Annotated in this window: 22 protein-coding genes; 16 read left to right on the top strand and 6 right to left on the bottom strand. The window is 65.3% G+C overall.

Annotation, left to right across the window (positions count from 1 at the left end; genetic code table 11):
* Positions 1-4: 4 nt before the first annotated feature.
* The 8 genes from ABCW42_RS02100 to ABCW42_RS02065 all read left to right on the top strand — a co-directional run bounded on the left by ABCW42_RS02100 (position 5) and on the right by ABCW42_RS02065 (position 7,313).
* The gene (locus ABCW42_RS02100) at positions 5-748 is read left to right on the top strand and encodes a sugar phosphate isomerase/epimerase family protein (RefSeq protein WP_423183306.1); all 744 of its coding nucleotides are present in this window, start codon (positions 5-7) and stop codon (positions 746-748) included.
* On the top strand, positions 745-1,878 hold the full coding sequence (locus ABCW42_RS02095; protein WP_423183305.1) for a Gfo/Idh/MocA family protein: 1,134 nt from the start codon (positions 745-747) through the stop codon (positions 1,876-1,878). The genes ABCW42_RS02100 and ABCW42_RS02095 overlap by 4 nt, the downstream gene beginning before the upstream one ends.
* Before the next feature lie 9 nt (positions 1,879-1,887).
* Positions 1,888-3,060, top strand: a complete 1,173-nt coding sequence (locus ABCW42_RS02090; RefSeq protein ID WP_423183304.1) for a Gfo/Idh/MocA family protein — start codon at positions 1,888-1,890, stop codon at positions 3,058-3,060.
* Between the two features lie 67 nt (positions 3,061-3,127).
* Positions 3,128-4,129 carry a sugar phosphate isomerase/epimerase family protein gene (locus ABCW42_RS02085; protein ID WP_423183303.1) on the top strand — a complete coding sequence of 334 codons (1,002 nt, stop codon included), beginning with the start codon at positions 3,128-3,130 and terminating at the stop codon, positions 4,127-4,129.
* A 102-nt stretch (positions 4,130-4,231) separates the two neighbouring features.
* Entirely contained in the window at positions 4,232-5,080 is an 849-nt protein-coding gene (locus ABCW42_RS02080) for a 3-keto-disaccharide hydrolase (protein ID WP_423183302.1), read from the top strand.
* A complete protein-coding gene (locus ABCW42_RS02075; protein ID WP_423183301.1) occupies positions 5,077-5,817 on the top strand; it encodes a sugar phosphate isomerase/epimerase family protein in 741 nt (246 codons plus the stop codon). Before ABCW42_RS02080 ends, ABCW42_RS02075 begins: the two co-directional genes overlap by 4 nt.
* Positions 5,817-6,686, top strand: a complete 870-nt coding sequence (locus ABCW42_RS02070; RefSeq protein ID WP_423183300.1) for a TolB family protein — start codon at positions 5,817-5,819, stop codon at positions 6,684-6,686. The genes ABCW42_RS02075 and ABCW42_RS02070 overlap by 1 nt, the downstream gene beginning before the upstream one ends.
* Positions 6,687-6,770: 84 nt before the next feature.
* Positions 6,771-7,313: a GNAT family N-acetyltransferase gene (locus tag ABCW42_RS02065; RefSeq protein ID WP_423183299.1), complete on the top strand. Its 543-nt coding sequence runs from the start codon at positions 6,771-6,773 to the stop codon at positions 7,311-7,313.
* Between the two features lie 43 nt (positions 7,314-7,356).
* Here the strand turns inward: ABCW42_RS02065 and ABCW42_RS02060 are convergent, their stop codons facing one another.
* From ABCW42_RS02060 to ABCW42_RS02050, 3 genes are all read right to left on the bottom strand, one after another.
* Positions 7,357-8,883 carry an APC family permease gene (locus ABCW42_RS02060; protein WP_423183298.1) on the bottom strand — a complete coding sequence of 509 codons (1,527 nt, stop codon included), beginning with the start codon at positions 8,881-8,883 and terminating at the stop codon, positions 7,357-7,359.
* A 162-nt stretch (positions 8,884-9,045) separates the two neighbouring features.
* The gene (locus ABCW42_RS02055; RefSeq protein ID WP_423183297.1) at positions 9,046-10,539 is read right to left on the bottom strand and encodes an aldehyde dehydrogenase family protein; all 1,494 of its coding nucleotides are present in this window, start codon (positions 10,537-10,539) and stop codon (positions 9,046-9,048) included.
* A gap of 36 nt (positions 10,540-10,575) precedes the next feature.
* Complete coding sequence (locus tag ABCW42_RS02050; RefSeq protein ID WP_423183296.1) at positions 10,576-11,151, bottom strand: hypothetical protein; 576 nt, start codon at positions 11,149-11,151, stop codon at positions 10,576-10,578.
* A gap of 115 nt (positions 11,152-11,266) precedes the next feature.
* Between ABCW42_RS02050 and ABCW42_RS02045 the strand changes: the two genes are divergently transcribed.
* Complete coding sequence (locus ABCW42_RS02045) at positions 11,267-13,255, top strand: primary-amine oxidase (RefSeq protein WP_423183295.1); 1,989 nt, start codon at positions 11,267-11,269, stop codon at positions 13,253-13,255.
* 31 nt (positions 13,256-13,286) lie between these two features.
* Positions 13,287-13,889, top strand: a complete 603-nt coding sequence (locus ABCW42_RS02040; protein WP_423183294.1) for a TetR/AcrR family transcriptional regulator — start codon at positions 13,287-13,289, stop codon at positions 13,887-13,889.
* On the opposite strand, the gene ABCW42_RS02035 is transcribed toward ABCW42_RS02040, so the two are convergent.
* Positions 13,878-14,804 (bottom strand): LysR substrate-binding domain-containing protein, encoded by a 927-nt coding sequence (locus tag ABCW42_RS02035; protein WP_423183293.1) that lies wholly within the window; start codon positions 14,802-14,804, stop codon positions 13,878-13,880. The genes ABCW42_RS02040 and ABCW42_RS02035 overlap by 12 nt on opposite strands.
* A 126-nt stretch (positions 14,805-14,930) precedes the next feature.
* Here ABCW42_RS02035 and ABCW42_RS02030 point away from each other — a divergent pair, with 126 nt between their 5' ends.
* From ABCW42_RS02030 to ABCW42_RS02005, 6 genes are all read left to right on the top strand, one after another.
* Complete coding sequence (locus ABCW42_RS02030) at positions 14,931-15,356, top strand: RidA family protein (protein ID WP_423183292.1); 426 nt, start codon at positions 14,931-14,933, stop codon at positions 15,354-15,356.
* On the top strand, positions 15,353-16,024 hold the full coding sequence (locus tag ABCW42_RS02025) for a DUF1028 domain-containing protein (RefSeq protein ID WP_423183291.1): 672 nt from the start codon (positions 15,353-15,355) through the stop codon (positions 16,022-16,024). Before ABCW42_RS02030 ends, ABCW42_RS02025 begins: the two co-directional genes overlap by 4 nt.
* On the top strand, positions 16,014-17,174 hold the full coding sequence (locus ABCW42_RS02020; protein ID WP_423183290.1) for an amidohydrolase: 1,161 nt from the start codon (positions 16,014-16,016) through the stop codon (positions 17,172-17,174). Before ABCW42_RS02025 ends, ABCW42_RS02020 begins: the two co-directional genes overlap by 11 nt.
* A gap of 35 nt (positions 17,175-17,209) precedes the next feature.
* Entirely contained in the window at positions 17,210-18,628 is a 1,419-nt protein-coding gene (locus ABCW42_RS02015) for an aspartate ammonia-lyase (protein ID WP_423183289.1), read from the top strand.
* Positions 18,629-18,674: 46 nt separating this feature from the next.
* On the top strand, positions 18,675-19,952 hold the full coding sequence (locus ABCW42_RS02010) for a flavin-containing monooxygenase (RefSeq protein ID WP_423183288.1): 1,278 nt from the start codon (positions 18,675-18,677) through the stop codon (positions 19,950-19,952).
* Positions 19,953-20,120: 168 nt separating this feature from the next.
* On the top strand, positions 20,121-20,819 hold the full coding sequence (locus ABCW42_RS02005; protein ID WP_423183287.1) for a DsbA family oxidoreductase: 699 nt from the start codon (positions 20,121-20,123) through the stop codon (positions 20,817-20,819).
* A 50-nt stretch (positions 20,820-20,869) separates the two neighbouring features.
* Here the strand turns inward: ABCW42_RS02005 and glgC are convergent, their stop codons facing one another.
* Both glgC and glgP read right to left on the bottom strand, forming a co-directional pair.
* Positions 20,870-22,186: a glucose-1-phosphate adenylyltransferase gene (gene glgC / locus ABCW42_RS02000; RefSeq protein WP_423183286.1), complete on the bottom strand. Its 1,317-nt coding sequence runs from the start codon at positions 22,184-22,186 to the stop codon at positions 20,870-20,872.
* Between the two features lie 29 nt (positions 22,187-22,215).
* A complete protein-coding gene (gene glgP / locus ABCW42_RS01995) occupies positions 22,216-24,834 on the bottom strand; it encodes an alpha-glucan family phosphorylase (RefSeq protein WP_423183285.1) in 2,619 nt (872 codons plus the stop codon).
* Positions 24,835-24,957: the final 123 nt, after the last annotated feature.

The following is a 24,957-nucleotide window of genomic DNA, read 5'->3' as shown; positions in this document are numbered from 1 at the left end:
ACCCATGTCTTATTCGATCCAGCTCTACACTCTGCGCAACGCGATCTCCGAGGATTTGCCGGGCACCATCAAGAAGGTTGCCGAGATCGGCTTCACGCAGGTTGAGCCTTACAACTTCGTGGCCACCGCGGCCGAACTCGGAAAGGCCCTGAAGGAGAACGGCCTTACCGCCCCGTCCGGCCACGCACCGCTGCTGGGCCAGGACCAGGACGAGATCTTCGCAGCCGCCAAGGAACTGGGCATCAGCACCGTCATCGACCCGTACCTGCCCGCCGAGCACTGGCAGACCGCCGAGGACATCCAGGCCACGGCAGCCAAGCTGAACGCAGCAGCCAAGAAGGGTGCCGAATACGGCATCCGCGTGGGCTACCACAACCACGCCTGGGAGCTCGAGTCCAGCATCGAAGGCCAGACCGCCCTGGAATACTTCGAGTCCCTCCTGGACCCCGAACTCGTCCTGGAAGTGGACACCTACTGGGCCGCCGTCGGTGGCCAGGACCCCGTGGAACTGCTCGCCCGCCTCGGTGACCGCGTGAAGTTCATCCATATCAAGGACGGCCCGGCCAACACCGACACCAAGGCCCAGCAGCCGGCCGGGCAGGGCACCATCCCCGTCTTGGACGTCATCGCAGCGGCCAAGTCCCTCGAAGTGGGCGTGGTGGAATTCGACGACTACTCCGGAGACATCTTCGACGGCATCGCCCAAAGCCTTTCCTTCCTCAACGCAGCACAGGACGTGAACGCATGAGCGGCGAATTCATGAACATCCCCTCCACCCGCCGCGGCCCTGTGGGCGTCGCGGTGATCGGTGCGGGCAACATCAGCAAGCAGTACCTGGACAACTTGACGAAGTTCCCGGACTTGAAGGTCCTGGTCATCGCCGACTTGTTCGAGGAAGCGGCGGAGGCCCGGGCGAAGGAATACGGCATCGCCGAGTTCGGTTCGCCCGAACTGGCACTGAACCATCCCGACGTCGAACTCATCGTGAACCTGACCATCCCGGCCGCGCACGTCGAGGTCGCCACCGCAGCGGTGAACGCGGGCAAGCACGTCTGGACCGAGAAGCCCTTCTCCCTGGACCGCGAGTCCGGCCAGGCCCTGCTCAAGACCGCCGACGCGGCCGGTATCCGCCTGGGCTGCGCGCCGGACACGTTCCTGGGCGCGGGCCTGCAGACCGCCCGCCGGATCATCGAACGCGGCGACATCGGCACCCCGCTGACCGCGCTGACCATGTTCCAGACCCCCGGCCCGGAATCCTGGCACCCGAACCCGTCCTTCCTCTTCGCCCACGGCGCCGGCCCCCTGTTCGACATGGGCCCGTACTACATCACCGCGCTCGTCCAGGCCTTCGGCTCGGTCCGCAAGGTGGCCGCCGTCGGGTCCAAATCCAAGGAAACCCGCGTGGTCGGCTCCGGCCCGAAAGCCGGGGAGGAATTCCCGGTCCAGGTCCCCACGCACGTCTCGGCAATGCTGCAGTTCGAAAACGGCGCGTCCTCGCACAGCGTGTTCTCCTTCGAATCCCCCCGCCTGCGGATGGGCTTCGTGGAAATCACCGGCACCGAGGGCACCCTGGAACTGCCGGACCCGAACTACTTCGACGGCGACCTCAAGCTCTGGCGTCCCGGCGCGGAAGAAGCCGAAATCATCCCCGCCACCGGACCCGCCAACGGCCGCGGCATGGGAGCACTGGACATGGCCCGCTCCCTGCGTGCCGGCGTGCCCCACCGCGCCCAAGGAACCCTGGCCTACCACGTGGTAGACACCCTGGTCTCCATCTCCGAGTCCGCCGAAACCGGCACCTTCGTAGGCGTCGACAGCTCCGCCGCGGTATCCCCGGCCCTCCCCGAGGACTGGGACCCGATGGCCGCCACCCTCTAGGAATCACTCATGACAAGCTCCGCCCCTACCCCTACCAACCCCCACCACGGGAATACCACCTTGGGCGTTGCCGCGATCGGTTACGCGTTCATGGGCAAAGCCCACTCGAACGCGTGGCGGAACGTGGCCAGCTTCTTCGACGTCCCGGCCTTCGAGCAGAAAGTGCTCGTCGGCCGGGACCCGGAACAGGTGGCCGAAGCCGCCGCCAGGTACGGGTGGGCGGAGTACGCCACGGACTGGCGCGCCGTGATCGCCCGCGATGACATCCATATCGTGGACATCTGCGCGCCGGGCTGGATGCACGCCGAAATCGCCATCGCGGCCCTCGAAGCGGGCAAACACGTCCTGGTCGAAAAACCCCTGGCCAACACCCTGGCCGAAGCCGAAGCCATGACCGAGGCCGCGCGCGCCGCCCGCGCGCGCGGCATCCAGTCCATGATCGGCTTCAACTACCGCCGCGTCCCGGCCCTTGCCCTCGCCCGCGAGCTCATCACCGAAGGCCGCCTCGGGACGATCCGGCACGTGCGCGCCGCGTACCTGCAGGACTGGCTTTCGGACGCCGAATCCCCCATGACCTGGCGGCTGCGCAAGGAAACCGCCGGCTCGGGCGCCCTGGGCGACATCGCCTCCCACGCGATCGACCAAGTCCTGTACCTGCTCGGCGACACCGTCACCGATGTCTCAGGGCGCCTGCACACCTTCGTCACCGAACGCCCCGGCGCGGACGGCACCGAACAAGTAACCGTCGACGACGCCGCCTGGGCCACGCTGACCCTCGCCTCCGGGGCGGTCGCCTCAGTCGAGGTCTCCCGCATGGCCACCGGCCAGAAAAACTCCCTGCAACTGGAAATCTACGGAGACAAAGGCTCCCTGCTCTTCGACTTGGAAAACCTCAACGAACTCGGCTTCCTCGACGCCACCCTGCCCGTCCGGGAACAAGGCTTCCGCCGGATCCTGGTCAACGAGCCCGAACACCCCTACGCCGGAGCCTGGTGGCCCCAAGGACACATCATCGGCTGGGAACACACCTTCACCCACCAGATCCGCGACTTCCTCACCGCCATCACCACCGGTACAGCACCCTCGCCCTCCTTCGAAGAAGGCCTCGCCGTCCAAAAAGTCCTCGCCGCCGTCGAAGAATCCGCCAACAACAAAAGCACCCTCACCGTCGTGAACTACTAGACGGCCCCGGCCACCCGCCGTCGTACTCCACACCAGGCCGACCACACCAAACCCGCAAGGAGAACCCATGCCCCGCCCGTATACCCTGTTCACCGGCCAGTGGGCCGACCTGCCCTTCGAGGAAGTCGCACGCCTGGCCTCGGGCTGGGGCTATGACGGCCTGGAAATCGCCGTGTCCGGAGACCACCTGGACGCCTGGCGCTGGGACGAACCCGGCTACGTCGAATCCAAACTCGCCATCCTGGACAAGTACAACCTGAAGGTCTGGGCCATCTCCAACCACCTCAAAGGCCAGGCCGTGTGCGATGACCCCATCGACTTCCGCCACGAAGCCATCGTCGGGGCCAAGGTCTGGGGCGACGGGGACCCCGAAGGCGTCCGCCAACGCGCCGCGGAGGAAATGAAACACACCGCCCGCCTCGCCCGCGCCCTGGGCGTGGACACCGTCGTCGGGTTCACCGGCTCCTCGATCTGGCAATACGTGGCCATGTTCCCGCCCGTCCCCGAGAAAGTCATCGACGCCGGCTACCAGGACTTCGCCGACCGCTGGAACCCCATCCTGGACGTCTTCGACGAAAACGGGGTCCGCTTCGCCCACGAAGTCCACCCGAGCGAGATCGCCTACGACTACTGGACCACCATCAGGACCCTGGAAGCGATCGGGCACCGCGAAGCCTTCGGCCTGAACTGGGACCCGAGCCACTTCATGTGGCAAGGCATCGACCCCGTGTCCTTCATCTGGGACTTCAAGGACCGGATCTACCACGTGGACTGCAAAGACACCAAGCTCCGGTTCACCGGCCGGAACACCGTCATGGGCTCCCACCTGCCCTGGGGCGACCCCCGCCGCGGCTGGGACTTCGTCTCCGCCGGACGCGGCGACGTCCCCTGGGAATCAAGCTTCCGCGCCCTCACCGCCATCGGCTACGACGGACCCATCTCCGTTGAGTGGGAAGACGCCGGCATGGACCGCCTCCACGGCGCCCCCGAAGCCCTCGCCGCCCTGAAGAAGTTCGACTTCCCCGCCTCCCAAACCTCCTTCGACGCCGCCTTCAGCAGCAAAGACTGACCCCACCCCCTCCGGAGTTTGTGTACAGGTCACACCCCTTAAAACCCGTTTTTAGGGCGTGACCTGTACACAAACTCCACCCGACACGAAAGGCAACCGCCCATGCCCCAGTCCGACTCGTTCGTTCCCTTGTTCGACGGCGAAAGCCTGGCCGGGTGGCACGCCGCACCGCGCGTCTACGGTGACCTCTACCCCGGCGGCCCCTCACTGCTGGAACACTTCGACAGCCTGGGGATCCAGCGGCCCGTCGAGCCCGAGAAGCACCCGGCCCGCTGGTACGTGGAAGACGGCGTGCTGGTGGGCGAGCAAGACACTCCGGGCAGCGGCTACGGCGGCTACCTCGTGAGTGACCAGGCCTTCGGGGACTTCGAACTGAAACTGGACATGCGCCCCGATTGGCCCGCGGACACGGGCGTGATGATCCGCCGCCAGCGGGACAGTTGGGAGGGGTTCCAGGTCCTGGTGGACCACCGCCCGTCCGGCGGGATCGGCGGATTCTTCGGAAACGGCCTGGCGAGTTTCTCGGCAGTTCCGTTCGCGATCGACGTCGTCCGTGACGAAAACGGGCAGCCCACCGGACTGGTGGCGGACAACCCGGCCACCTCCGTGGAACCCGTCACGGAAGAGAAGCGTGCCCGCCTGAGGTACGCGGCCGACGTCGACGACTTCCTGAAGGTGTGGCGCTGGGACGATTGGAACGAACTCACCATCCGCTGCGTCGGCGCCCTGCCGGTCATCACCACGTGGATCAACGGCCTCAAGATCGCCGAACTGGACACCGCCACGCTCGATTCGCCCAACTACGATCCCGAGGCGGTCCTCGGCGTCCTTGGCGACCGCGGCCACATCGCCCTCGAGGTCCACGACAACGACGAAATGTTCGGCGAAGCCCGCTGGGGCAAGGGTGCTCAATGCCGCTGGCGGAACATCCGCATCAAGGAACTTTCGTGATTTCGGTCCAGCTCTGGAGCCTGCGAAAGGAAATCGACGACGTCGGCTGGGACCGGGTGGTCGGGACCCTCGCCGATGCGGGGTTCAAGCATGTGGAGCCGTTCGCGATAGCGGCAACGGCACCGCTGCTCGCCCCCGCCCTCGCACGCACCGGGATCACAACGCCCACCGGGCACGGCGAGATTGTGGGGGAACAGTTGAGCGCGACGCTCGACGCCGCCCTCGAGTCCGGCGTCGAACTCCTGATGCAGCCGATGTTTCCCGCCGAGCGGTGGCAGGACCGCGACGGCGTCCTGCGGATCGCGGACGACGTCAACCGGGCGGCCGAAGCCGTCTTGCCGCACGGAATGCGGATCGCTTTCCACAATCACGACGACGAAGTGCGTACCTTGGTGGGCGGGCGTCCGGCGCTGCTTGCCCTGATGGACGAAGTGGCTCCCAATGTGGGCGTCGAATTCGACCCGAACTGGGCAACGATCGGTGGTGCGGACGTCCTCGAGCTGATGTCGGCGTTGGGCGACCGTATTTTCGGGCTGCACTTGAAGGACGGCCCGCTTCTAGGAACCAATATGGACCAGGTGGCCCTTGGCGATGGCGAGCTCGCGTGGGACGACTTCCTTGGCGCGCTTGATCCTTCCGTTCCACGCGTCATAGGACTGGACATGTTCCGTGGTGACTCCCTTGACGCCGTGCTGCGCAGCAAGCGCTGGCTCGACCAGCGGGGAGGACGTTCCTGATGGGCTACCGTGTCCTCCGGCCCGGGCAACGCTCGCAGGTTTGGATCGGCGGACCCGGCGCTGCCGCTCCCGGGCTCGTCTTCGAAACAAGGGACATGCTCATTGAGGCGCCGAACTGGTCCCTCGACGGATCGTCCCTGCTGGTGAACGGCAACGGCAGGCTGTGGCGTTTCGATGTCGATACCCCCGCGAACGGCCTCGTGCCGATCGATTTCGATGGACTGCCGGACATCAACAACGACCACGTCCTCGATCCCGACGGCATCCATATCTATATGTCGGCGATGGACGGTCAGATCTATCGCGGTGCCCTCAAGGGTGGTCCTGTGGAACGCGTCACGCACGAGGACCAGTGGCACTTCCTGCATGGGGTGTCTCCGGACGGTTCCCGCTTGGCCTACGTGGCGATGCGCGACTTCAGCGAGGCCGGAAAGCTCGCGGTCATGGAACCGCACGGCCCTTCCGCAGTTCTTGACACCGGCGGCGGACACATCGACGGACCGGAATGGTCGCCGGACGGGCGCTGGATCTACTTCAATACGGAGCACTTCACCAGGGATCCCGGCCACGCGCAATTGGCCAGGATCCCCGACGGCGGCGGCGCACCGGAACGGCTCGCCGCGAGCGGCACCGTGGACTGGTTCCCGCACCTGTCCCCCGACGCGCAATGGGCCACCTATATCGCGTTTCCGGCAGGGACTCTCGGACATCCCGAAGACCTGGAGGTGGAAGTCCGGGTGGTCCCGACGTCGGACTGGTCGGCTCCCGTACGGACGTATCCACTCTTCGGCGGCCAGGGCACCATCAACGTCAACAGTTGGTCACCGGACAGCAGCCGCTTCGCTTTTGTCGCCTACCCGCTTTCCTAGCGAGTTTGTGTACAGATAAGGTCCCTTAAGACGCTTTTAAAGGGTGCGATTTGTACACAAACTCAAGGGAACGTGAGGGACCGTATGAGCCACAGCCACACCATCCGCCTGGCAACAGCGGACGACGCCGGAGGGCTGGCTGAGCTTGCCGCGGTCACCTTTCCGCTCGCTTGCCCGCCGGGCGCCACGCAAGAGGACATCGCCGAGCACTTGCGCAGGACGCTGAGCGCGGAAAAGTTCGCTGAATACCTCGCCGATGCGGACATCGCCATCCTGGCCGTCGACGACGGCGGGGAACTCCGTGGCTACAGCATGCTCGTTGCCCGCCCGACGTCGGAACCGGACGTCGCGTCAGCCCTGACCCTGGAACCCTCCACGGAACTCAGCAAGTGCTACGTCCATCCGGAACACCATGGCCTCGGCGCCGCGGCGGAACTCATGAAGGCCACCATCGAGCACGCGGCCGGCACCGGGGCGGCCGGCCTCTGGCTCGGCGTCAACAACCAGAACGCCAAGGCCATCCGTTTCTACGAGAAGAACGGGTTCAGGAAGGTGGGGACGAAGTCGTTCCAGTTGGGTGGCTCCGTGGAACACGACTTCGTCATGGAGCGGGCGCTTCACGTTTGACGCCTACCGCTTTCCTAGCGAGTTTGTGTACAGATAAGGTCCCTTAAGACGCGTTTTGAGGGGTGCGATCTGTACACAAACTCTCGGAGTCGGCGGCTGGCGGGGCGTCGCGGACCTTCTTGCCGCGGACGTAGCCCACGATCCCCAGGGCCAGGATGCACCCGAGCGTACCCAGGGCGAAGGCCTCGAATGTCACTTGGGATACACCCCAGGTGGCCTCGAAGTCGTAGTCCACGTTGAAGAGCTTCTCCAGGGTGCCCGGGAAGATCGCCACCCAGGAACCGACCAGGATCCACGCGAAGCAGATGGCCCCGAGGATCCGGAATCCGGTATCCGACACCGGCACCTTGAAGGGCCGTTCCACCAGCGGATACTTGCGGCGCAGCCGGACGGCGGCGGGCATCGCGAGGAGGTAGCTCAGCAGGAACGTGGAGATGGCGATGGACAAAACGACGCCGAACAAGGCGCTGCTGGTGCCGCTAAGCTGCATCGCCGCGAGCATGAACAACGTGGCTACGACGCCGGACAGTGTGTTGACGCGGATCGGGGTCCCGAGCTTGGGGTGGAAGCGGCCGAAGAAGCCGCCGAAGAAGGAACCGTCGGCCGCGGCCATTGCCTGCATCCGGTCGCTGATGATCATCCATGCCGCGCCTTGGGACACGAGGACGAAGCAGAACACGATCGCCGAGATTGCCAGCATGGTCGGCGCTGCGGGACCGAAGACGGAATACACCTTGGACACGGCCCCGAAGAGCCCGCTGATGCCGTTGATCTGGTCCAGGGGAACCACCAGGAGGATGGCGAGGATCGGCAGGAGGTAGCTTGCCGCCGCGATCATCGAGGACCGGGCCACCGAGATGGGGACGTCCTTGGCCGGGTTCTTCATCTCGCCTGCCGCGCTGTTGCCGGATTCGAATCCGAGGAACGAGAAGAGCAAAAGCGGGGTGACACCGAGGAAACCTGCCAGCGTCGGCGTGAAGAAGCCAAGGCTCAAGCCGTTGAAGCCGTGCTGCAGGCCATAGATAAGCGTGACGATGATGAAGAACGCCAGGAAAACGACCTTGAGGATGGCTCCCAGGGACGGCAACCATTTTCCATGCTTCAGGCTGATGACTGCCGAGGTCACGGTGATCCAGATGAAGAGGAGCTTGAAGAGGTAGTCGCCCACGCTTCCGGTGTCCACGTGGCTCACGTATTCGGACCAGGTTTCGACCGCGACGAAGGCCATGGCGCCTCCCACCCACACGGGCTGGGTGACCCAGGTGAAGAGGGCCGTGATGGCGGCGACCACGCGGCCGTAGGCCATCTTCGTCCAGACGTACACTCCCCCTTCTTCAGTGAAGGCCCCGCCTGTCTCGGCGAAGATGAGGCCGTAAGGGACCATGAAGGTGACTGCCAGGATGAGCGCCCAGGTGAAGGTTTCCCCGCCGAATCCGGAGACCTGTCCCAAGACCTCCACTGAGATAACCGCGGCGACCACCAACAAGAGGATGTCGAAGCGGCCGAGGGATTTCTGCAGGTGTTTGCTTTGCTCTTGGGCCAAGCGCGTTGAATGTGATGGCTGATCCATGAATCGATCCTTTGCTGCTGCTGGGGGTTGCTCCAACGCAAGGGCGGAAGGCCGCCGTCGTGGGCTTATGAAAACCGTAGGCCTGTGAAGTGCATCACGTAAAACAGTGAATGGCGATGTGCTTCATCGCTTCTCCTGATGCGGTTTCCGCCTGGGCGCCAGTTAGCCGAATTGGATCCACGTGGTCTTGGGCGCGGTGTAGTTGTCGAAGGCGTGCAAGGACAAGTCGCGGCCGAAGCCCGACTGCTTGAAGCCGCCGAACGGCGTCGTGTTGCCCAGCGCGTCCACCGTGTTCACGGACACGGTTCCGGCGAGCAAATCCCCTGCCACGCGATGCGCCCGGGACAGATCGGAGGTCCAGACGGACGCGGCGAGCCCATACTCTGTGGCATTCGCGAGGGCCACCGCTTCGGCTTCCGTGTCGAAAGCGTGGAGCACGGCCACCGGGCCGAAGATTTCCTCGCGGTGGACGTCGTGGTCAGCCGGGAGCCCGCCGAGCAAGGTCGGTTCCAGATAGGCGTCCGAGCCTCGGATCTCGCGCCGCGCGCCACCGAAAAGCACCTCGCCTTCGGTGCGGCCGCGCACAATCCAGCCTTCGACGTCGTCCGCGTGTGCGGCACTGATCAATGCACCATTGCCGCCCAGTCCGGCGAGCGGATCCGCCGGCGAGTAGCCGGCTGCAGCCTCGGCGAGGAGCGCCGCGAACTCATCGTGGACCTCGCGCTGGACCAGGATGCGCGAATTGGCCGAACACACCTGGCCCTGGTTGTAGTAGGCACCAAACGCTGCCTTGGCGGCCGCCGCTGCGAGGTCCGCGGTGTCTGCGAAAATGATGTTGGAACTCTTGCCGCCTGCTTCGAGGCTGAGCCTTTTGAGGTTGCTCCGGCCCGAGGCCTCAAGCAGCGTCCGGGAGACGGCGGTGGACCCCGTGAACGCCAACGCATCCACGTCCATGTGGTGCGCCAGCGCAGCCCCGATCTCGCGCCCCGTGCCTGTGACAATATTCAGCACACCGTCCGGCAATCCGGCTTCCGAAGCCAATTCCGCGAGCCGCAAAACGCTCAGGGACGTCTGTTCGGCCGGTTTGAGCACCACGGTATTGCCCGCGGCGAGCGCCGGCGCCAGTTTCCACACCGCGATCTCGAGGGGGAAGTTCCAGGGCACGATTGCCGCCACAACACCCAGCGGTTCGCGCGTCACCAACGCGGTGGCGCCCGGCGGAACGGCGGGCAGTTCGCCGCTTTGCTTGTCGATGGCCTCCGCGTACCAGCGCAGGGTGGAAATGGCCCCCGGGACGTCCACGGTGGTGGTCTGCAGGATGGGCTTGCCGCTGTCGAGCGTCTCGAGGAGCGCGAGTTCCGCGGCATGGTGCTCCAAGAGCGCCGCCAGTGCCAGGAGGACCTCCTTCCGTCCGGCCGCACCCTTGCGCGACCAAGCCGGGAAGGCGCGCCGTGCGGCAGCGACGGCGGTATCGACGTCGGCGGGTCGGCAAGCCGCCAATCCAGCCAGGACGCGCCCGTCGACGGGACTGGTGGTTGGGCGCGAAGACCGATCACCGCCTTCCACGCGGCGGCCGTCCACGAAGGCCCTGCCGTCGATGGTCAGTGCGTCCGCCCGGCTTTGCCAGTCGGAGGAAATCTCTGTGGTGGTGGTCATTGTGGCTCCTGTCAGGGTGGGTTTGGGTCTGGAAAATCAGAGTTCGACGGCGGCAAACGTCGCCGTACGTGGGTTTGCGGCGGCGCTTCGCTCCCGATGAGTCATGCGCAGCGCGAGCGAACTGGCCATGAGGCAGGCGAACTCCACTCCCATGAGCCCGAGCATCGTGCTGGCGTGGCCCACGTGGCCCGCTGCGCCTGCGTAGCCCGAGTGATCCGCGCCCGCGTGACTAGCGACGCCCACGCCGTGATGGGCTCCGGCCCCCGCGCTTGGCTGGGCGAGGATGGTGAGGGTCGCCAAATGCACGAGGATCATCACGGCGCTCATTGCCATGAGGTGCCCGGCAGCCTTGGCCGCGCAGCGCGGCCGGGCAGCAGCCGGAACCGCGCAGGCCACGCAGACAACGCCCATGGCGGCCATCCCCCAAGCCATCGCGCCTGCCGCTCTGTCCGAAGCGGCCGAAGCGCCAGAAGAAGCAGCAGCCAGGGCAGCCAAGGCGTGGGCGATACCGCTGACGGCAGCGGCGGCGATGACGATCCGGGCCGGCGTCCGGGCCGCTGCGGTGCCGGCCACCGGCACGCGGACGGCGCGCGGCAGTAGCTGCAGGTCCATGGTCCTCCTGGGTGCCCGGCCTCGGAACAAGGACTTTACTCCGGGCTTGTGAAATGGATAACATCAAGCGTTGGTTGAACAGTTGTATCACCAAAATCCGACTTCAGGAAGTGCCATGACTATTGAGACTCCCCTCCGTGCCGCGCTGACGCAGCACCCGCTCGAACAACTCACTGCCCGGGAAATCCAGGAAGCCCGCCGCATCCTTGCGGACGCCGGGCTCGTGGCGGATTCCACCCGCTTCGCCTACCTCGGGCTGGTTGAACCGCCTAAATCCGTTTTTGCGGCACCGGCACCAGCACCGGCACCGGCACCAGCACCAGCGCCGGCGCCCGGCACCGTCCCCGCCGACCGCATCGTCCGCACCATGCTCTGGGACGCCGCCCTGTCCCGGTCGCTGGACGTCCGCCTGTCCCTGACCACAGGGGAAGTCCTCTGCCAGCGCGAACTGGATCCCGCCGTCGACGGCCAATTGCCCGTGCTGATCGAGGAATTCGGGATCATCGAAAGCATCCTGGCCGACGATCCGCAGTGGAAAGCCGCGCTCGCGGCCCGCAACCTGACCCCGGCCCAGGTCCGTGTGGCGCCGCTGTCCGCGGGCGTCTTCGAGTATGAAAACGAAGAAGGCAAGCGCCTCCTCCGCGGCCTTGGCTTCCGCCAGGACCACCCCGGCGACCACGCCTGGGCGCACCCGATCGATGGCTTGGTTGCCTTCGTCGACATCGAAAACCGCCGGGTGAACCACCTGATCGACGACGGCCCCGTGCCCGTCCCTGAAATCAACGGAAACTACACGGAACCGGCGATCCACGGCGAACACCGGACGGACCTTAAGCCGATCGAGATCACCCAGCCCGAAGGTCCAAGCTTCACCCTCGAAGGCAACCACCTCTCGTGGGCCGGCTGGGACCTGCGCATTGGCTTCGACTCCCGCGAAGGCGTGGTGCTCCAGCAGCTCCACCACACGCACGACGGGCGACGGCGCCCGCTCATCCACCGCGCGTCGATCTCGGAAATGGTGGTCCCTTACGGCGACCCGTCCCCGTACCGCAGCTGGCAAAACTACTTCGATTCCGGCGAATACCTGGTGGGCCGGGACGCGAACTCGCTCAAGCTCGGCTGCGACTGCCTGGGCGAGATCACCTATATGTCACCCGTGGTGGCCGACGACTTCGGCAATCCGCGCACCATCCACAACGGCATCTGCATCCATGAGGAAGACGCCGGGATCCTCTGGAAGCACACGGACGAATGGGCGGGCTCCAACGAGGTCCGCCGCAACCGCAGGCTCGTGGTGAGTTTCTTCACCACCGTGGGAAATTACGATTACGGCTTCTACTGGTACCTCTACCTGGACGGCACCATCGAGTTCGAGGCGAAGGCCACCGGGATCGTCTTCACCGCCGCCCTCCCGGAGAAGGGGTACGCGTACGCCTCGGAAATCGCGCCCGGGCTGGGCGCACCGTACCACCAGCACCTTTTCAGCGCCCGCCTGGACATGATGCTCGACGGCGCCATGAACCGCGTCGAGGAACTGGACCTCGTGCGGCTCCCGAAGGGACCGGGAAACCCGCACGGCAACGCGTTCACGCAAAAGCGCACCGTCCTCGCCCGCGAATCGGAGGCCGTGCGCGACGCCGACGGCCTGAAGGGCCGCGTCTGGCACATCAGCAATCCCGGGTCGCTGAACCAGCTCGGCCACCCCGTCGGCTACACCCTCTACCCCGAGGGCAGCCCCACATTGGCGATGGCCGATGACTCATCAATCGCGTCGCGCGCCGCGTTCGCCCGGCACCACCTGTGGGTTACGCGGCACGCGGAGGACGAACTCTACGCGGCCGGCGACTTCGTCAACCAGCACCCGGGCGGCGCCGGCCTGCCCGCCTACATCGAGCAGGACCGCGACATCGATGGCCAGGACCTCGTCGTCTGGCATTCCTTCGGCCTGACCCACTTCCCGCGGCCGGAGGACTGGCCCATCATGCCCGTCGACACCACCGGCTTCACCCTCAAGCCGCACGGCTTCTTCGACGCGAACCCCACGTTGAATGTGCCGCCGTCCGCGTCGAACCACTGCGGTGGTAGGGTGCACACGGCGGAGTGACGGACAGCCCACCACCTAGTTAAGGAGCATCATGCCGCGCTTGGTAGACCACCAGGAGCGACGCCGCTCGATCATCGAGACCACGTGGCGGCTGATCGCGGAACAGGGAATCGAAAACGCCAGCATGCGCGATATCGCGCGGGAATGCGGTTACGCGGCGCCCGGCATCCTGTCGCACTACTTTCCCAACAAGGACGCCCTGCTTTTGGCTTCCTACCAGCTGATCTGCGAGCGCACCAACGAACGGATCGCGGCCGGCACGAAAGGCCGGCGGGGGATCGCGGCGTTGCGGGGCCTCTGCCTGGAGATCATTCCGGCGGACCCGTTGACGGTGGTTGAGGCGCGGGTGGCGGTGTCCTTCTGGCAGCGGGCGCAGACGGAGGACGCCTTGCGTTCCGTGGGCCGTGACGCGTTACTGCAGTGGCGCGGTCTGATGTTGGGTTTCCTTGCCGAGGCGGAGTACGACGGCGAATGCGAACCTTTGGCGGATCCGGACACCGTTGCGGATGAGCTGCTCAACGTCATGATGGGCCTGCACGTGACATCGATGCTGGATCCGGATGCGGTGACCGGCTCCCGGCAACGGCATTTGATGGAACGGATCCTGGCTCGCTTGTCCCGTTCAGCCGGGTAGCGCCCCGCCCGGCTGCTGCGTGGCTGCTTTGTGGTGGCGCACGGCTTGCGCGACTGCACGCATCCGTGCAGTGGGCCGTTGGGTGCGGAGCCGGGCGAGCACAATGCTGAGTTCCGGAACGCCGTCCTTGATCCCGACGGCGGCGACGTGCCCGCCGTCGTACGTCAACCCGTGCCGCGGGCGCTGGTGCAGTATCGAGTATCCGTGGCCGCCGGCTACGAACGTCCGGACCGTTTCGTAGCTGGCGGAGCGGAACCGCACGTCGGGTTCAACTCCCGCATCGCGCAGGATCGATAGCATCAGCTCCCGCGAGTGCGGCAGGTCGAGCAACACGAACGGTTCCCCGCCCATCTCGGACAGGGCCACTTCGTCGCGCCCGGCAAGTTTGTGGCCCGGCGGCAGGGCCAGGTAGGGGCGGACACTGTCCACGGCCGTGACGGCGATGCCTTCGGGCAGCCCCAGGTCGTAGCAGAGGGCGAGGTCCGCGCGGCCGGTGAGCAACGCCGTCGAGCACCCTTCGGCGTCGGCCTCGGTGACTTCCAGTTCGAGCCGCGGGTGGTCGGCACGCAAGCGCCCCAAAAGCGCGGGCAAGAGGAAAGGTGCGAGCGTGCTGAAGCAGGCCAGCCGCACTTGCCCTTCGACGCTGCGCTGCTCGCCGCGCGCGTGGTCGAGCGCTTCCTCCAATTGCCCGAGCACGGCTTGGGCGTCGCGCAGGAAGAGTTCTCCGGCGGGCGTGAGCAGCAGTCCCTTGGAACGTTGCCGGATGAAGAACTGGGAACCCACGCTTTTCTCGAGCTGGGAAACTGCCGCGGAGATGGCGGATTGGGCCACGTTCAGGCGGAGCGCCGCCCCTGTCATGGACAGCTGGGCGGCGGCTTCGACGAAATAGCGCAATTGGGCCAGGGTGACATCCATGTTCGCAATGATAGCCGCTTTAGCTGTTTTTCAGATGCACTTCTACGGAAACAACTGTTGGACAGATTCAACCGGGTGGCGGGAAGCTGAAAACACGGCAATTCCGAAACGAAAGGCTCCAGCCACATGAAGCACCAGCGCATCCGTCCCTTCAACACGAAGGACACCTACCCCGAGCAGAACCTGGACAATGACCTCTGCCAGGCAGTGGTGGCGAACGGAGTTGTCTACCTCCGCGGGCAGATCGGGCAGGACCTGGAAACCCGCGAGTCGATCGGAATCGGTGATGTGGAAGCCCAGACCGAACGCGCCATGGCAAACATCGACATGTTGCTGAAGGAAGCCGGAAGCAGCCTGGAGGACATCGTCAAAGTGACGGTCTACCTGGTGGACCCGCGCTACCGTGAAACCGTCTACCGCACCATGGGCCGTTGGCTTGAGGGAGTCTTTCCTGTCTCTACCGGGATCGTCGTGCAGGCGTTGGCCCGGCCCGAGTGGCTCGTGGAAATCGATGCCACCGCGGTCCTGTCGAACACAGGGAGCGCGCAGTGACATTCAGCATCGCCGCTACCGACGGACGGGGACGGTTCGGGATCGCCGTCTCGTCCTCCTCCCCCGCCGTCGCCGCCCGCTGCGTCCACCTTCGCGACGGTGTAGGTGCGGTGGGTTCGCAAAACATCACCGATCCCAGGCTCGGGGCAAAGATCCTGGACCGTATCCAGGCAGGATCCGCCGCGCGGGCCGCACTCAACGAAGTGGTCAGCGAAACTCCCTCGGCGGACTACCGCCAACTCGTGGTGCTGGATTCCCGGGGCAATTCCGCGGTTTTCAGCGGGGAGCACACGCTCGGCACCTTTGCCGAGGGCCAAGGCACTGGGTGCGTCGCTGCAGGAAACATGCTGGCGAACCCGGGCGTCACGCAGGCCATGTGCGATGGATTCCAAGCCGCTACCGGCGAACTGGAAGAGCGGCTGCTGGCTGCCTTGATCGCTGGAGAAGCCGCCGGCGGCGAAGCGGGTTCCGTGAAATCCGCGGGCATCTCGGTTGTCTCCGGCCACGGCTGGAGGGACACCGACCTTCGCGTGGACTGGCATGACGAGCCAATCGCGGAACTTCAGCGGCTCCTCGAAGTATGGCTTCCGCAGCGGAACGACTACGTTGTCCGGGGACTCGACCCCGCGGTATCGGTGGGCTATGGGGTGGCCGGCGATGACCGCTGAAAACCTCGCGCCCCTGCTGTTTGAATCCGACGGCGACCGCGATCGCGTGCTGGAGGCCGTGGTTTCCAACCAACCGGCCCTGGTCCGGCTCTCGGAGGAAATCCACGCGAACCCCGAAGTCGGTTGGCAGGAACATTCGGCGGCGCAGTGGACCGCGGAATACCTGGCCGGCCTCGGCTTCCGGGTGGAAACTGCCTACCTCGGCTTCCCCACGGCCTTGCGCGCCGTCTATGGAACGGGATCCCGGAGGATCGGGCTCATGGCGGAGTACGACGCCCTCCGGAACCTCGGCCACGCGTGCGGGCACAACATCATCACGGCCATCGCCTGCGGCGCTGCGGCCGCCCTGGCATCATTCGCCGACGAGCGGGACCTCACTATCGAGGTGTACGGGACACCCGCGGAGGAAGGTGGCGGAGGGAAGATCGAGTTGCTCAAGCGCGGCGCTTTCCACGGACTGGACCTCGCCATGATGGCCCACCCCAGCCCGGTCGATTCCGCCGAAGCCCGGCCATACGCGGTTGCGCACAGCCACGTTGAATTCAGCGGAAAGTCGGCGCACGCGGCCGCGTACCCCGAGCAAGGCGTCAACGCGAACGATGCGTTCGTGGTGGCGCAAGTGGCCATAGGGCTGCTTCGGCAGCAATTGCCTTCCGGAACCCGGGTCCATGGGATCCAGACCCGCGGCGGCGAAGCACCGAACGCCATTCCGGAGAAGACCGAAGGGCGCTGGTATGTTCGGGCGGAATCGCTGGCCGAGCTGCAAAGTCTGGAAGAGCGGATCTACCGGTGCTTTGAAGCCGGGGCACTCGCCTCCGGTTGCGAGCTCTCGATTACTCCCGAGTCCGAACCCTACTCCGAGTTCCGGACCGATGAGCGGGCGCTCGAACTGTACGTCAGGCACGCGGAATCATTGGGCAGGACGTTCGATGCCCCGGCCGAACAAGCAACCATGAACCGGGCCTCCACAGACATGGGCAACGTCTCCCAAGTGGTTCCGGCCATCCATCCCTACATCGGCCTGGGGTGCTTCCCCGCCGCGAACCACCAAGCCGAGTTCGCGGCGCACTGCGTCGGAGACGCTGCGAACCGTGCAATCCACGACGGCGCAGCCGCACTGGCGCTGACCGCCTTGGACTACTTCGCCTGACTCCGTTTTCCTTTCGCATCCATCAGGAACAGACCATGACACATCTCGAGCCACCACCGGCCGGCCCCGTCCGCGTGGAGCATGACAGCCTCGGGGACAGGGAAGTCCCGGCCGAAGCGTATTGGGGCATCAGCACCTTGCGCGCCGTCGAGAACTTTCCCGTGAGCGGACGCACCATCGGCAGCCTCCGCTCCCTGCTTTGGGGTTTCGGCGCCATCAAATGCGCAGCCGCCCGATCCAACGAAAAGCTCGGGCTCCTGGAGCCTGAGCGTTCAGCGGCCATCCAGGCTGCCGCCCGCGAAGTCATGGATGGACTCCTCGACGAACACTTCATCGTGGACCGGATCCAAGGCGGCGCGGGAACCAGCACCAACATGAACGCGAACGAAGTCATCGCCAACCGCGCCCTGGAACTGCTGGGCCACAACAAAGGCGACTACGCGTTCCTGCACCCCATTGACGACGTCAACCGCAGCCAATCCACCAACGACACCTATCCCACAGCCATCAAAGTGGCCCTGCAGCGCGAACTTGCCCTCCTGTGCGCCGAGCACGAGCAGCTCAGCAACGCATTCGCCGCGAAAGCCACCGAGTTCGCGGGGATCGTCAAAGTGGGACGGACCCAATTGCAGGACGCCGTCCCCATGACACTCGGCCAGGAATTCGGGGCGTTCGCCGAGACCCTGAGCGAAGACCGGAACCGGCTCCTGGAACTCCTGCCCCACTTGCGGGAATCCAACCTCGGCGCAACCGCCATCGGCACAGGCATCACCGCCCCACCGGGCTACCGCAGCCTGGTGATAGAGGAGCTCAACGCCCTCACCGGCCTGCAACTCGTCTCCGCCGCCAACCTCGTTGAAGCAACCAGCGATACCGGGGTGTTCCTCCTCGTCTCCGGCGTCTTGAAGAGGGCAGCCGTCAAACTTTCCAAGATCTGCAACGATTTGAGGCTCCTCTCCTCCGGGCCGCAAACCGGATTCGGCGAGATCTTCCTCCCGGCAGTCCAAGCCGGATCATCCATCATGCCGGGCAAGGTCAACCCCGTCATCCCGGAAATGGTCAATCAAGTCGCCTTCCGGGTAGTAGGGACAGACGCGACGGTGACCATGGCCGTCGAAGCCGGACAGCTCCAACTCAACGCCTTCGAACCCGTGGTAGCCGATGCCCTCTTCGAATCGCTTGCCTGGCTGACCGCGGCGTGCCGCCAATTGCGTACCCACTGCGTCGACGGCATCACGGCAAATACCGCCGTCCTCCAGCAACGCATCCTCGAATCGGTCAGCGTGGTCACCGGCCTCGCACCGATCATCGGCTACGCGGCGGCCGCCGAACTCGCGAAGGAAGCCCTAGCCAGCAAGCGGACGGTCGCCGGCCTCGCCACGGAACGCGGCCTGCTGGACGAACAGATATTGAACCAAGCGCTCTCCCCCAGCAGCCTCGCCGGGCTGGGCTGAGGCGCAACGAGATTGAACACGAACTTTCACGAAAAAGGAGATTGACATGCCAATCCAAGAGATCGAAGTCCTGGTGGTCGGCGCCGGACAAGCCGGGGTCGCGATGAGCGAACACCTCGGTGAACGCGGCATACCGCACGTCGTGCTGGAACGCGACCGCATCGCCGAACGCTGGCGTTCCGGGCGCTGGGACTCCCTGGTAGCCAACGGACCAGCTTGGCATGACCGCTTCCCGGGCCTTGAATTCACCGCACTGGAACCGGACACCTTCGCCTCGAAGGAGCAAGTGGCCGACTACTTCGCGGCCTACGCAGAGAAGATCTCCGCCCCCATCCGATGCGGCGTGGAAGTGAAGTCCGTCCGCCGCAACGCCGGAGCCCCCGGCTTCCGTGTGGAGACGTCGGACGGGGATTACAACGCCCGCTACGTCGTGGCAGCCACGGGGCCGTTCCAGCGGCCGGTGATTCCCGCCGTCGTACCCGAAATCGAAGGGCTCGCGCAGCTGCACTCCAGCAGCTACCGCAACCCCGGCCAGCTGCCCGAAGGCGCCGTCCTGGTAGTCGGCGCCGGATCCTCCGGCGTTCAGATAGCCGCCGAAATCCAACGCTCGGGCCGGCAAGTATTCCTCTCCGTCGGGCCGCACGACCGCCCGCCGCGGAGCTACCGCGGCCACGACTTCTGCTGGTGGCTCGGAGTGCTCGGCAAGTGGGACGCCTCGGCGCCCGCCGAAGGCGCCGAACACGTCACCATCGCGGTGAGCGGAGCCGACGGCGGCCATACCGTCGACTTCCGAGCGCTCGCCGAGGACGGGATCAGGCTGCTCGGCCGGACGGCTTCCTTCGAGCAGGGAACCATGCACTTCGCCCAGGACCTGCGCGACAACATTGCACGCGGCGATGCCCACTACCTCGCACTCCTGGACGAGGCCGACGCCTACATCGAACGCAACGGCCTCGGCCTGCCGGAAGAACCCGAAGCCTGGCTCATGCGACCGGACCCGGAATGCCTGACGAACCCCACCCTCGAACTGGACCTCGCCGAAGCAGGAATCACCTCGATCGTCTGGGCCACCGGTTTCGCCGTCGACTACAACTGGCTCGACATCGACGCCTTCGACGAGAAGGGCAGGCCACTGCAACAGCGCGGCGTCTCCACCGAGCCCGGCGTCTACTTCCTCGGCCTGCCCTGGCAATCGCGACGCGGATCGAGCTTCATTTGGGGCGTATGGCATGACGCCAAGTACATCGCCGACCAAATCACCATCCAGCGCGGCTACCTCAAGCACGACGGACAGGCAGCGCTCTTGGCGGGCGCTGCGGTCTGACGACGCGGAATCGGACTTTCGACGCGGAAATGGACTGGCGCTAGAGGAATACCAGGTGCGCCAGTCCATTCGCGCGTCGCCCAGGAATTCCCGCGTCGCCAGCTCCATGTGACGAGGCCGACAAACCTGCCGGGGAATGGCAGGCCGCTTCACCCGGTTGTGCCAAGCATGAAGATTGAGATCTGGTCAGACGTCGCGTGTCCCTGGTGCTACATCGGCAAACGCCGCTTCGAAACGGCGCTCGCAGCTTTCCCGCACCGCGATTCCGTGGACATCCAGTGGCGCAGTTACCAGCTGGACCCGAGCATCCCGGAGCACTACGACGGCACGGAACTCGACTACCTCAGCAAGCGCAAGGGCATGAACCCGGCGCAGGTGAGCCAGATGTTCGACCACGTCGCCGCTCAGGGCAAGGGCGAAGGACTCAACTACCGCTTCGACAACGTCGTGGTGGCCAACAGCTTCACGGCACACCGCCTCATCCACCTCGCCGCAGCCCACGGGAAGCAGGACCAAGCCAAGGAACTGCTTTTGAGCGGACATTTCGAGCACGGCAAGGACATCGGAAGCCAGGAATACCTGAGCGAGCTCGGCCAGCAGCTGGGGCTCCCGGAAGCCGAAGTGGCCGAACTTTTCAGCACGGACAGGTACGCCGAGGACGTCCGCGGCGACATCGCCGAAGCCCGGATGCTCGGCGTCACGGGCGTTCCGTTTTTCGTCATCGACCGCAAGTACGGCCTCTCCGGCGCCCAGCCCTCCGAGGTCTTCACGCAAGCCCTCACCCAGGCGTGGCAGGAAGCGAACCCGCTGGTCGCCGTCGGGACCGCTGACGCCGAAGCGTGCGGTCCCGACGGCTGCGCGATCTAAAGCGTTCGACGCCGGACGGCGGCTTTGTTCCGTCCGGCACCGCCGGGCGCCTACACCAAGTCCCCCTGGAGGGTTTTAGCGGCTGCCCGTGCAAGGTCGCGGTCGAGTTCGCTGGCCGGCGGCACCAACTGGCCTTTGCTGAGGACCGTGATGCCGGAGTCGGTGACCGCGAAACCAGGACGACGGTCGTGATCGGGATCGAGCCCGATCGTCGCGCCCGGAGGGACAACGACATTCTTGTCCAGGATGGCGCGCCTCACCACGGCTCCGGCCCCAATGGACACGTGGTCCAGGAGCACGGAATCCGCCACGAGCGCGCCGCTGGCAACGAAGACGTCGTCCGAGAGCACTGAGTTCTCCACCGAACCGCCCGAAACCACCACGCCGCTGGAAATGATCGAGTCCACCGCTGTGCCCGGCGTATCGTCGGCGCCTCGAACGAGCTTCGCGGGTGGCGAGATGCTCTGCCGCGTATAAATAGGCCACTGCGAGTTGTAGAGGTTGAACACGGGCATAGGTGAAATCAGGTCAAGATGGGCATCGAAGTAGGAATCGATGGTCCCCACATCGCGCCAGTAGTTGCGATCTCGCTCCGTTGCTCCGGGAACCTCGTTGCTCGAAAAGTCGTAGACCATGGCTTCGCCGCGATCCACGAAATACGGGATGATGTCCCCGCCCATGTCGTGCTTCGTGTCTTGGCGGATGGAGTCCAATTCCAAGGCTGCTTTCAAGGCATCGGCGTCGAAAACGTAGTTCCCCATGGACGCGAGGAACTGGGACGGATCGTCGGCGAGTCCACGCGTTGAAGCCGGTTTCTCCACGAAAGCGGCGATTCTGTTCCCTTGCTCCTCCCCGGTTTCAGGTTCCACCTCGATCACGCCGAATTGGTGCGCCATGGACAGGGGCTGGCGAACCCCTGCCACGGTCACTTTCGCACCGGAAGCCACGTGGCTTCGCACCATTTGCTCGAAATCCATGCGATAGACATGGTCGGCTCCGACCACCACCACAATGTCCGGGGCGGCATCGTGGATCAGGTTGAGCGATTGGTAGATCGCATTGGCGCTGCCCAGGAACCAGCTCTTGCCCACACGCTGCTGGGCGGGAACCGAGGCGATGTAGTTGCCCAATTGTGTGGACATGCGCCATGTTTCGGAGATGTGGCGGTCCAGGCTGTGGGACTTGTACTGGGTCAGGACCACAATCTGGAAGTAACCCGAATTCGTCAGGTTGGACAAGGCAAAATCGATCAGGCGGTAACCGCCCGCGAACGGCACTGCCGGTTTGGCGCGGTCCGCCGTCAGCGGCATGAGCCGTTTGCCCTCCCCGCCGGCCAGGACAATCGCCAGGACTTTCTTCCCTACCATTTCACTACCTCCCTTCGTTCCGGGTTTCGCTACGCGTTGACGATGAGGCCGAGTTCGGCTTTGGAGGCCAGTGCCGGGTGTTTGGGGAGGACGCGGACGGTGTAGCCGAAGGAGCCGGAGCGGTTGATGAGGATGGATCCGGTGAACAGGTGCCGGCCGTTGCCGAGGTCCTCCGTTTCGCCCAGTTCCAGGAGTTCCACGTCTTCGAGTGTCTCTCCCTGCGCCGCCCGCCCATACGCTATTTCCACTGCCACGTCCTCGGGGGTGAGGTCGTGGAGGGCAACGTAGGTGTTGACCTGCAGGGTGTCGCCGATTTGCGGTTCCTCGGACACACCGACCGAATCGACATACTCGATGCTCACTTTGTCCCAGCCCTTCCGGATCTTGGTGATCCACTGGGCAAGTTCCTTGGCTTCCTTGAAAGAACCAGATGCCGATTGCCTGCCTGCGGCCGCTGCGGGGCGGTAGAGGGTGTTGACGTAGTCCTGGAGCATGCGTTCGGCGGAGACGGCGGGGCCGAGGTGGGCGAGGGTGTGTTTGATCATGGCGACCCAGTGGGTGGGTGTGGTGCCGGTGGCGGGTTGGGAGGGTCCTGCGGCGCCGGCGGCGTCGGAGACGGTGGTGCCGTAGAAGCGGGGGGCGACTTGGGTTTCGAGGAGTTCGTAGAGGGCGGCTGCTTCGATGTCGTCGCGTTCGGTGGGTGAGGCGTCGTTGTTGGCGGTGGGGATGGCCCAGCCGTTTTCGCCGTCGTACATTTCGTCCCACCAGCCATCGAGCACGGAGAGGTTCAGGGAGCCGTTGATGGCGGCTTTCATGCCGGAGGTGCCGCAGGCTTCCAGGGGGCGCAGGGGGTTGTTGAGCCAGACGTCGCAGCCGGGGAAGAGGGTGCGGGCCATGGCGATGTCGTAGTTGGGCAGGAACACGATGCGGTGGCGGACTTCGGGGTCGTCGGTGAATTTGACGAGGTCCTGGATCATTTTCTTGCCCGCGTCATCGGCCGGGTGGGATTTGCCGGCGATGACGAGCTGGATGGGGTGTTCGGGGTCCAGGAGCAGGCCTTTGAGGCGGGCGGGGTCCCGGAGCATGAGGGTGAGGCGTTTGTAGGTGGGCACGCGGCGGGCGAAGCCGATGGTGAGCACGTCCGGGTCCAGGACGTGGTCGGTCCAGCGCAGTTCGGCATCGGCCGCGCCGCGTTTCTTCCACGAGGCCCGCAAACGGCGGCGCACGTCCTCGACCAGGGCGCTGCGCAGGGTGCGCCGCAATCGCCACAGTTCGTCGTCGTCGACGTCGTAGATCTTCTCCCAGCCGGTCGCGTCCACATCGGTGCCGCCGAAGTGCCTTACCGCCAGTTCGGTCATCTTCGGATCGATCCACGTCGGCACGTGCACGCCGTTGGTCACGGAGGTGATGGGCACTTCGGAGTGGTCGAATCCGGGCCAGAGCCCGGAGAACATTTCACGCGAGACCACGCCGTGGAGCTTGGCCACGCCGTTGGCGCGCTGGGCCAGGCGCAGGCCCATCACGGCCATGTTGAACACCGCCGGGTTGCCGCCCTGGTAGTTTTCCTGGCCCAGTTCCAGCACGTTTTCCACCGGCACGTCCGGGGCCAGGCCGGCGTCGAAGAAGTGCCGGATCTGCACGGCCTCGAACCGGTCGATCCCGGCCGGGACCGGGGTGTGCGTGGTGAACACCGTCGAGGCCCTGCCCGCGGCCAACGCCTCGGACCAGGACAACGGGTTTTCCGCGGACATCAGTTCCTGGATCCGCTCGATCCCCAGGAACCCGGCATGGCCCTCGTTGGTGTGGAACACCTCCGGCGCCGGGGACCCGGTCAGGCGCTGGAACACCCGCAGGGCCTTCACCCCGCCCATGCCCAGCAGCAGTTCCTGCTGCAGCCGGTGGTCCCCGCCCCCGCCGTACAGACGGTCGGTGATCCCGCGGGCCGCGTCATCGTTGCCCGGAACGTTCGAATCCAGCAGCAGCAACGGCACGCGCCCGACGTCGGCACGCCAGATATGCGCGTTCAGTTTCCGTCCGTGCGGCAACGGCAGCGAGACCACCACGGGTTTGCCTGAACCGTCCCGGGAGGGTTCACGCAGCAGCGTCAACGGCAACCCGTCCGGGTCCAGCACCGGGTAGGTCTCCTGCTGCCACGCATCCCTGGACAAGGACTGCTTGAAATACCCCGCCTGGTACAACAACCCCACACCGATCAACGGCACACCCAGATCCGAGGCAGCCTTCAAATGATCCCCGGCCAGGATCCCCAACCCGCCCGAATACTGCGGCAACACCTCCGTGATCCCGAACTCCGGGGAAAAATACGCAATACACGACGGAACATCCCCGCCCAACCCCTGATACCACCGCGGCTCGGACAAATACCGGTCCAAATCCGCCGCAGCACCCTGAATCCGCTCCACAACAGCCGCATCGGCCGCCAGGCCCTGAAGGTCTTGGGCGCTGATGCACCCCAGGAACGCAAGGGGATTATGGTTGCTCTCTTCCCAGGCATCCGGGTTCAAGGAAGCGAAGAGCTCCCGGGTCGGCAAATGCCAGGACCAGCGGAGATTCTTGGCCAGCTGCGCCAGCCCGGAGATGGCTTCGGGGAGAACCGTGCGGACCGTGATCTTGCGGATGGCCTTCATTTGGTTTCCCCTCCGTTCTTGTTGCCACAGCGTGAACCTGCGGTTGGCTCTATCGCTTGAACCCGGCAAATGGCCGGTACGCTGACAATTTCCATCGTGTTTTCCTTCTTTATGCCCTCGCCA

This window comes from Arthrobacter sp. NyZ413 (assembly GCF_049390645.1).
Classification (GTDB): Bacteria; Actinomycetota; Actinomycetes; order Actinomycetales; family Micrococcaceae; genus Arthrobacter.
Note: the sequence above shows the minus strand (reverse complement) of the source record. Positions and strands in the feature narration are given on the sequence as shown.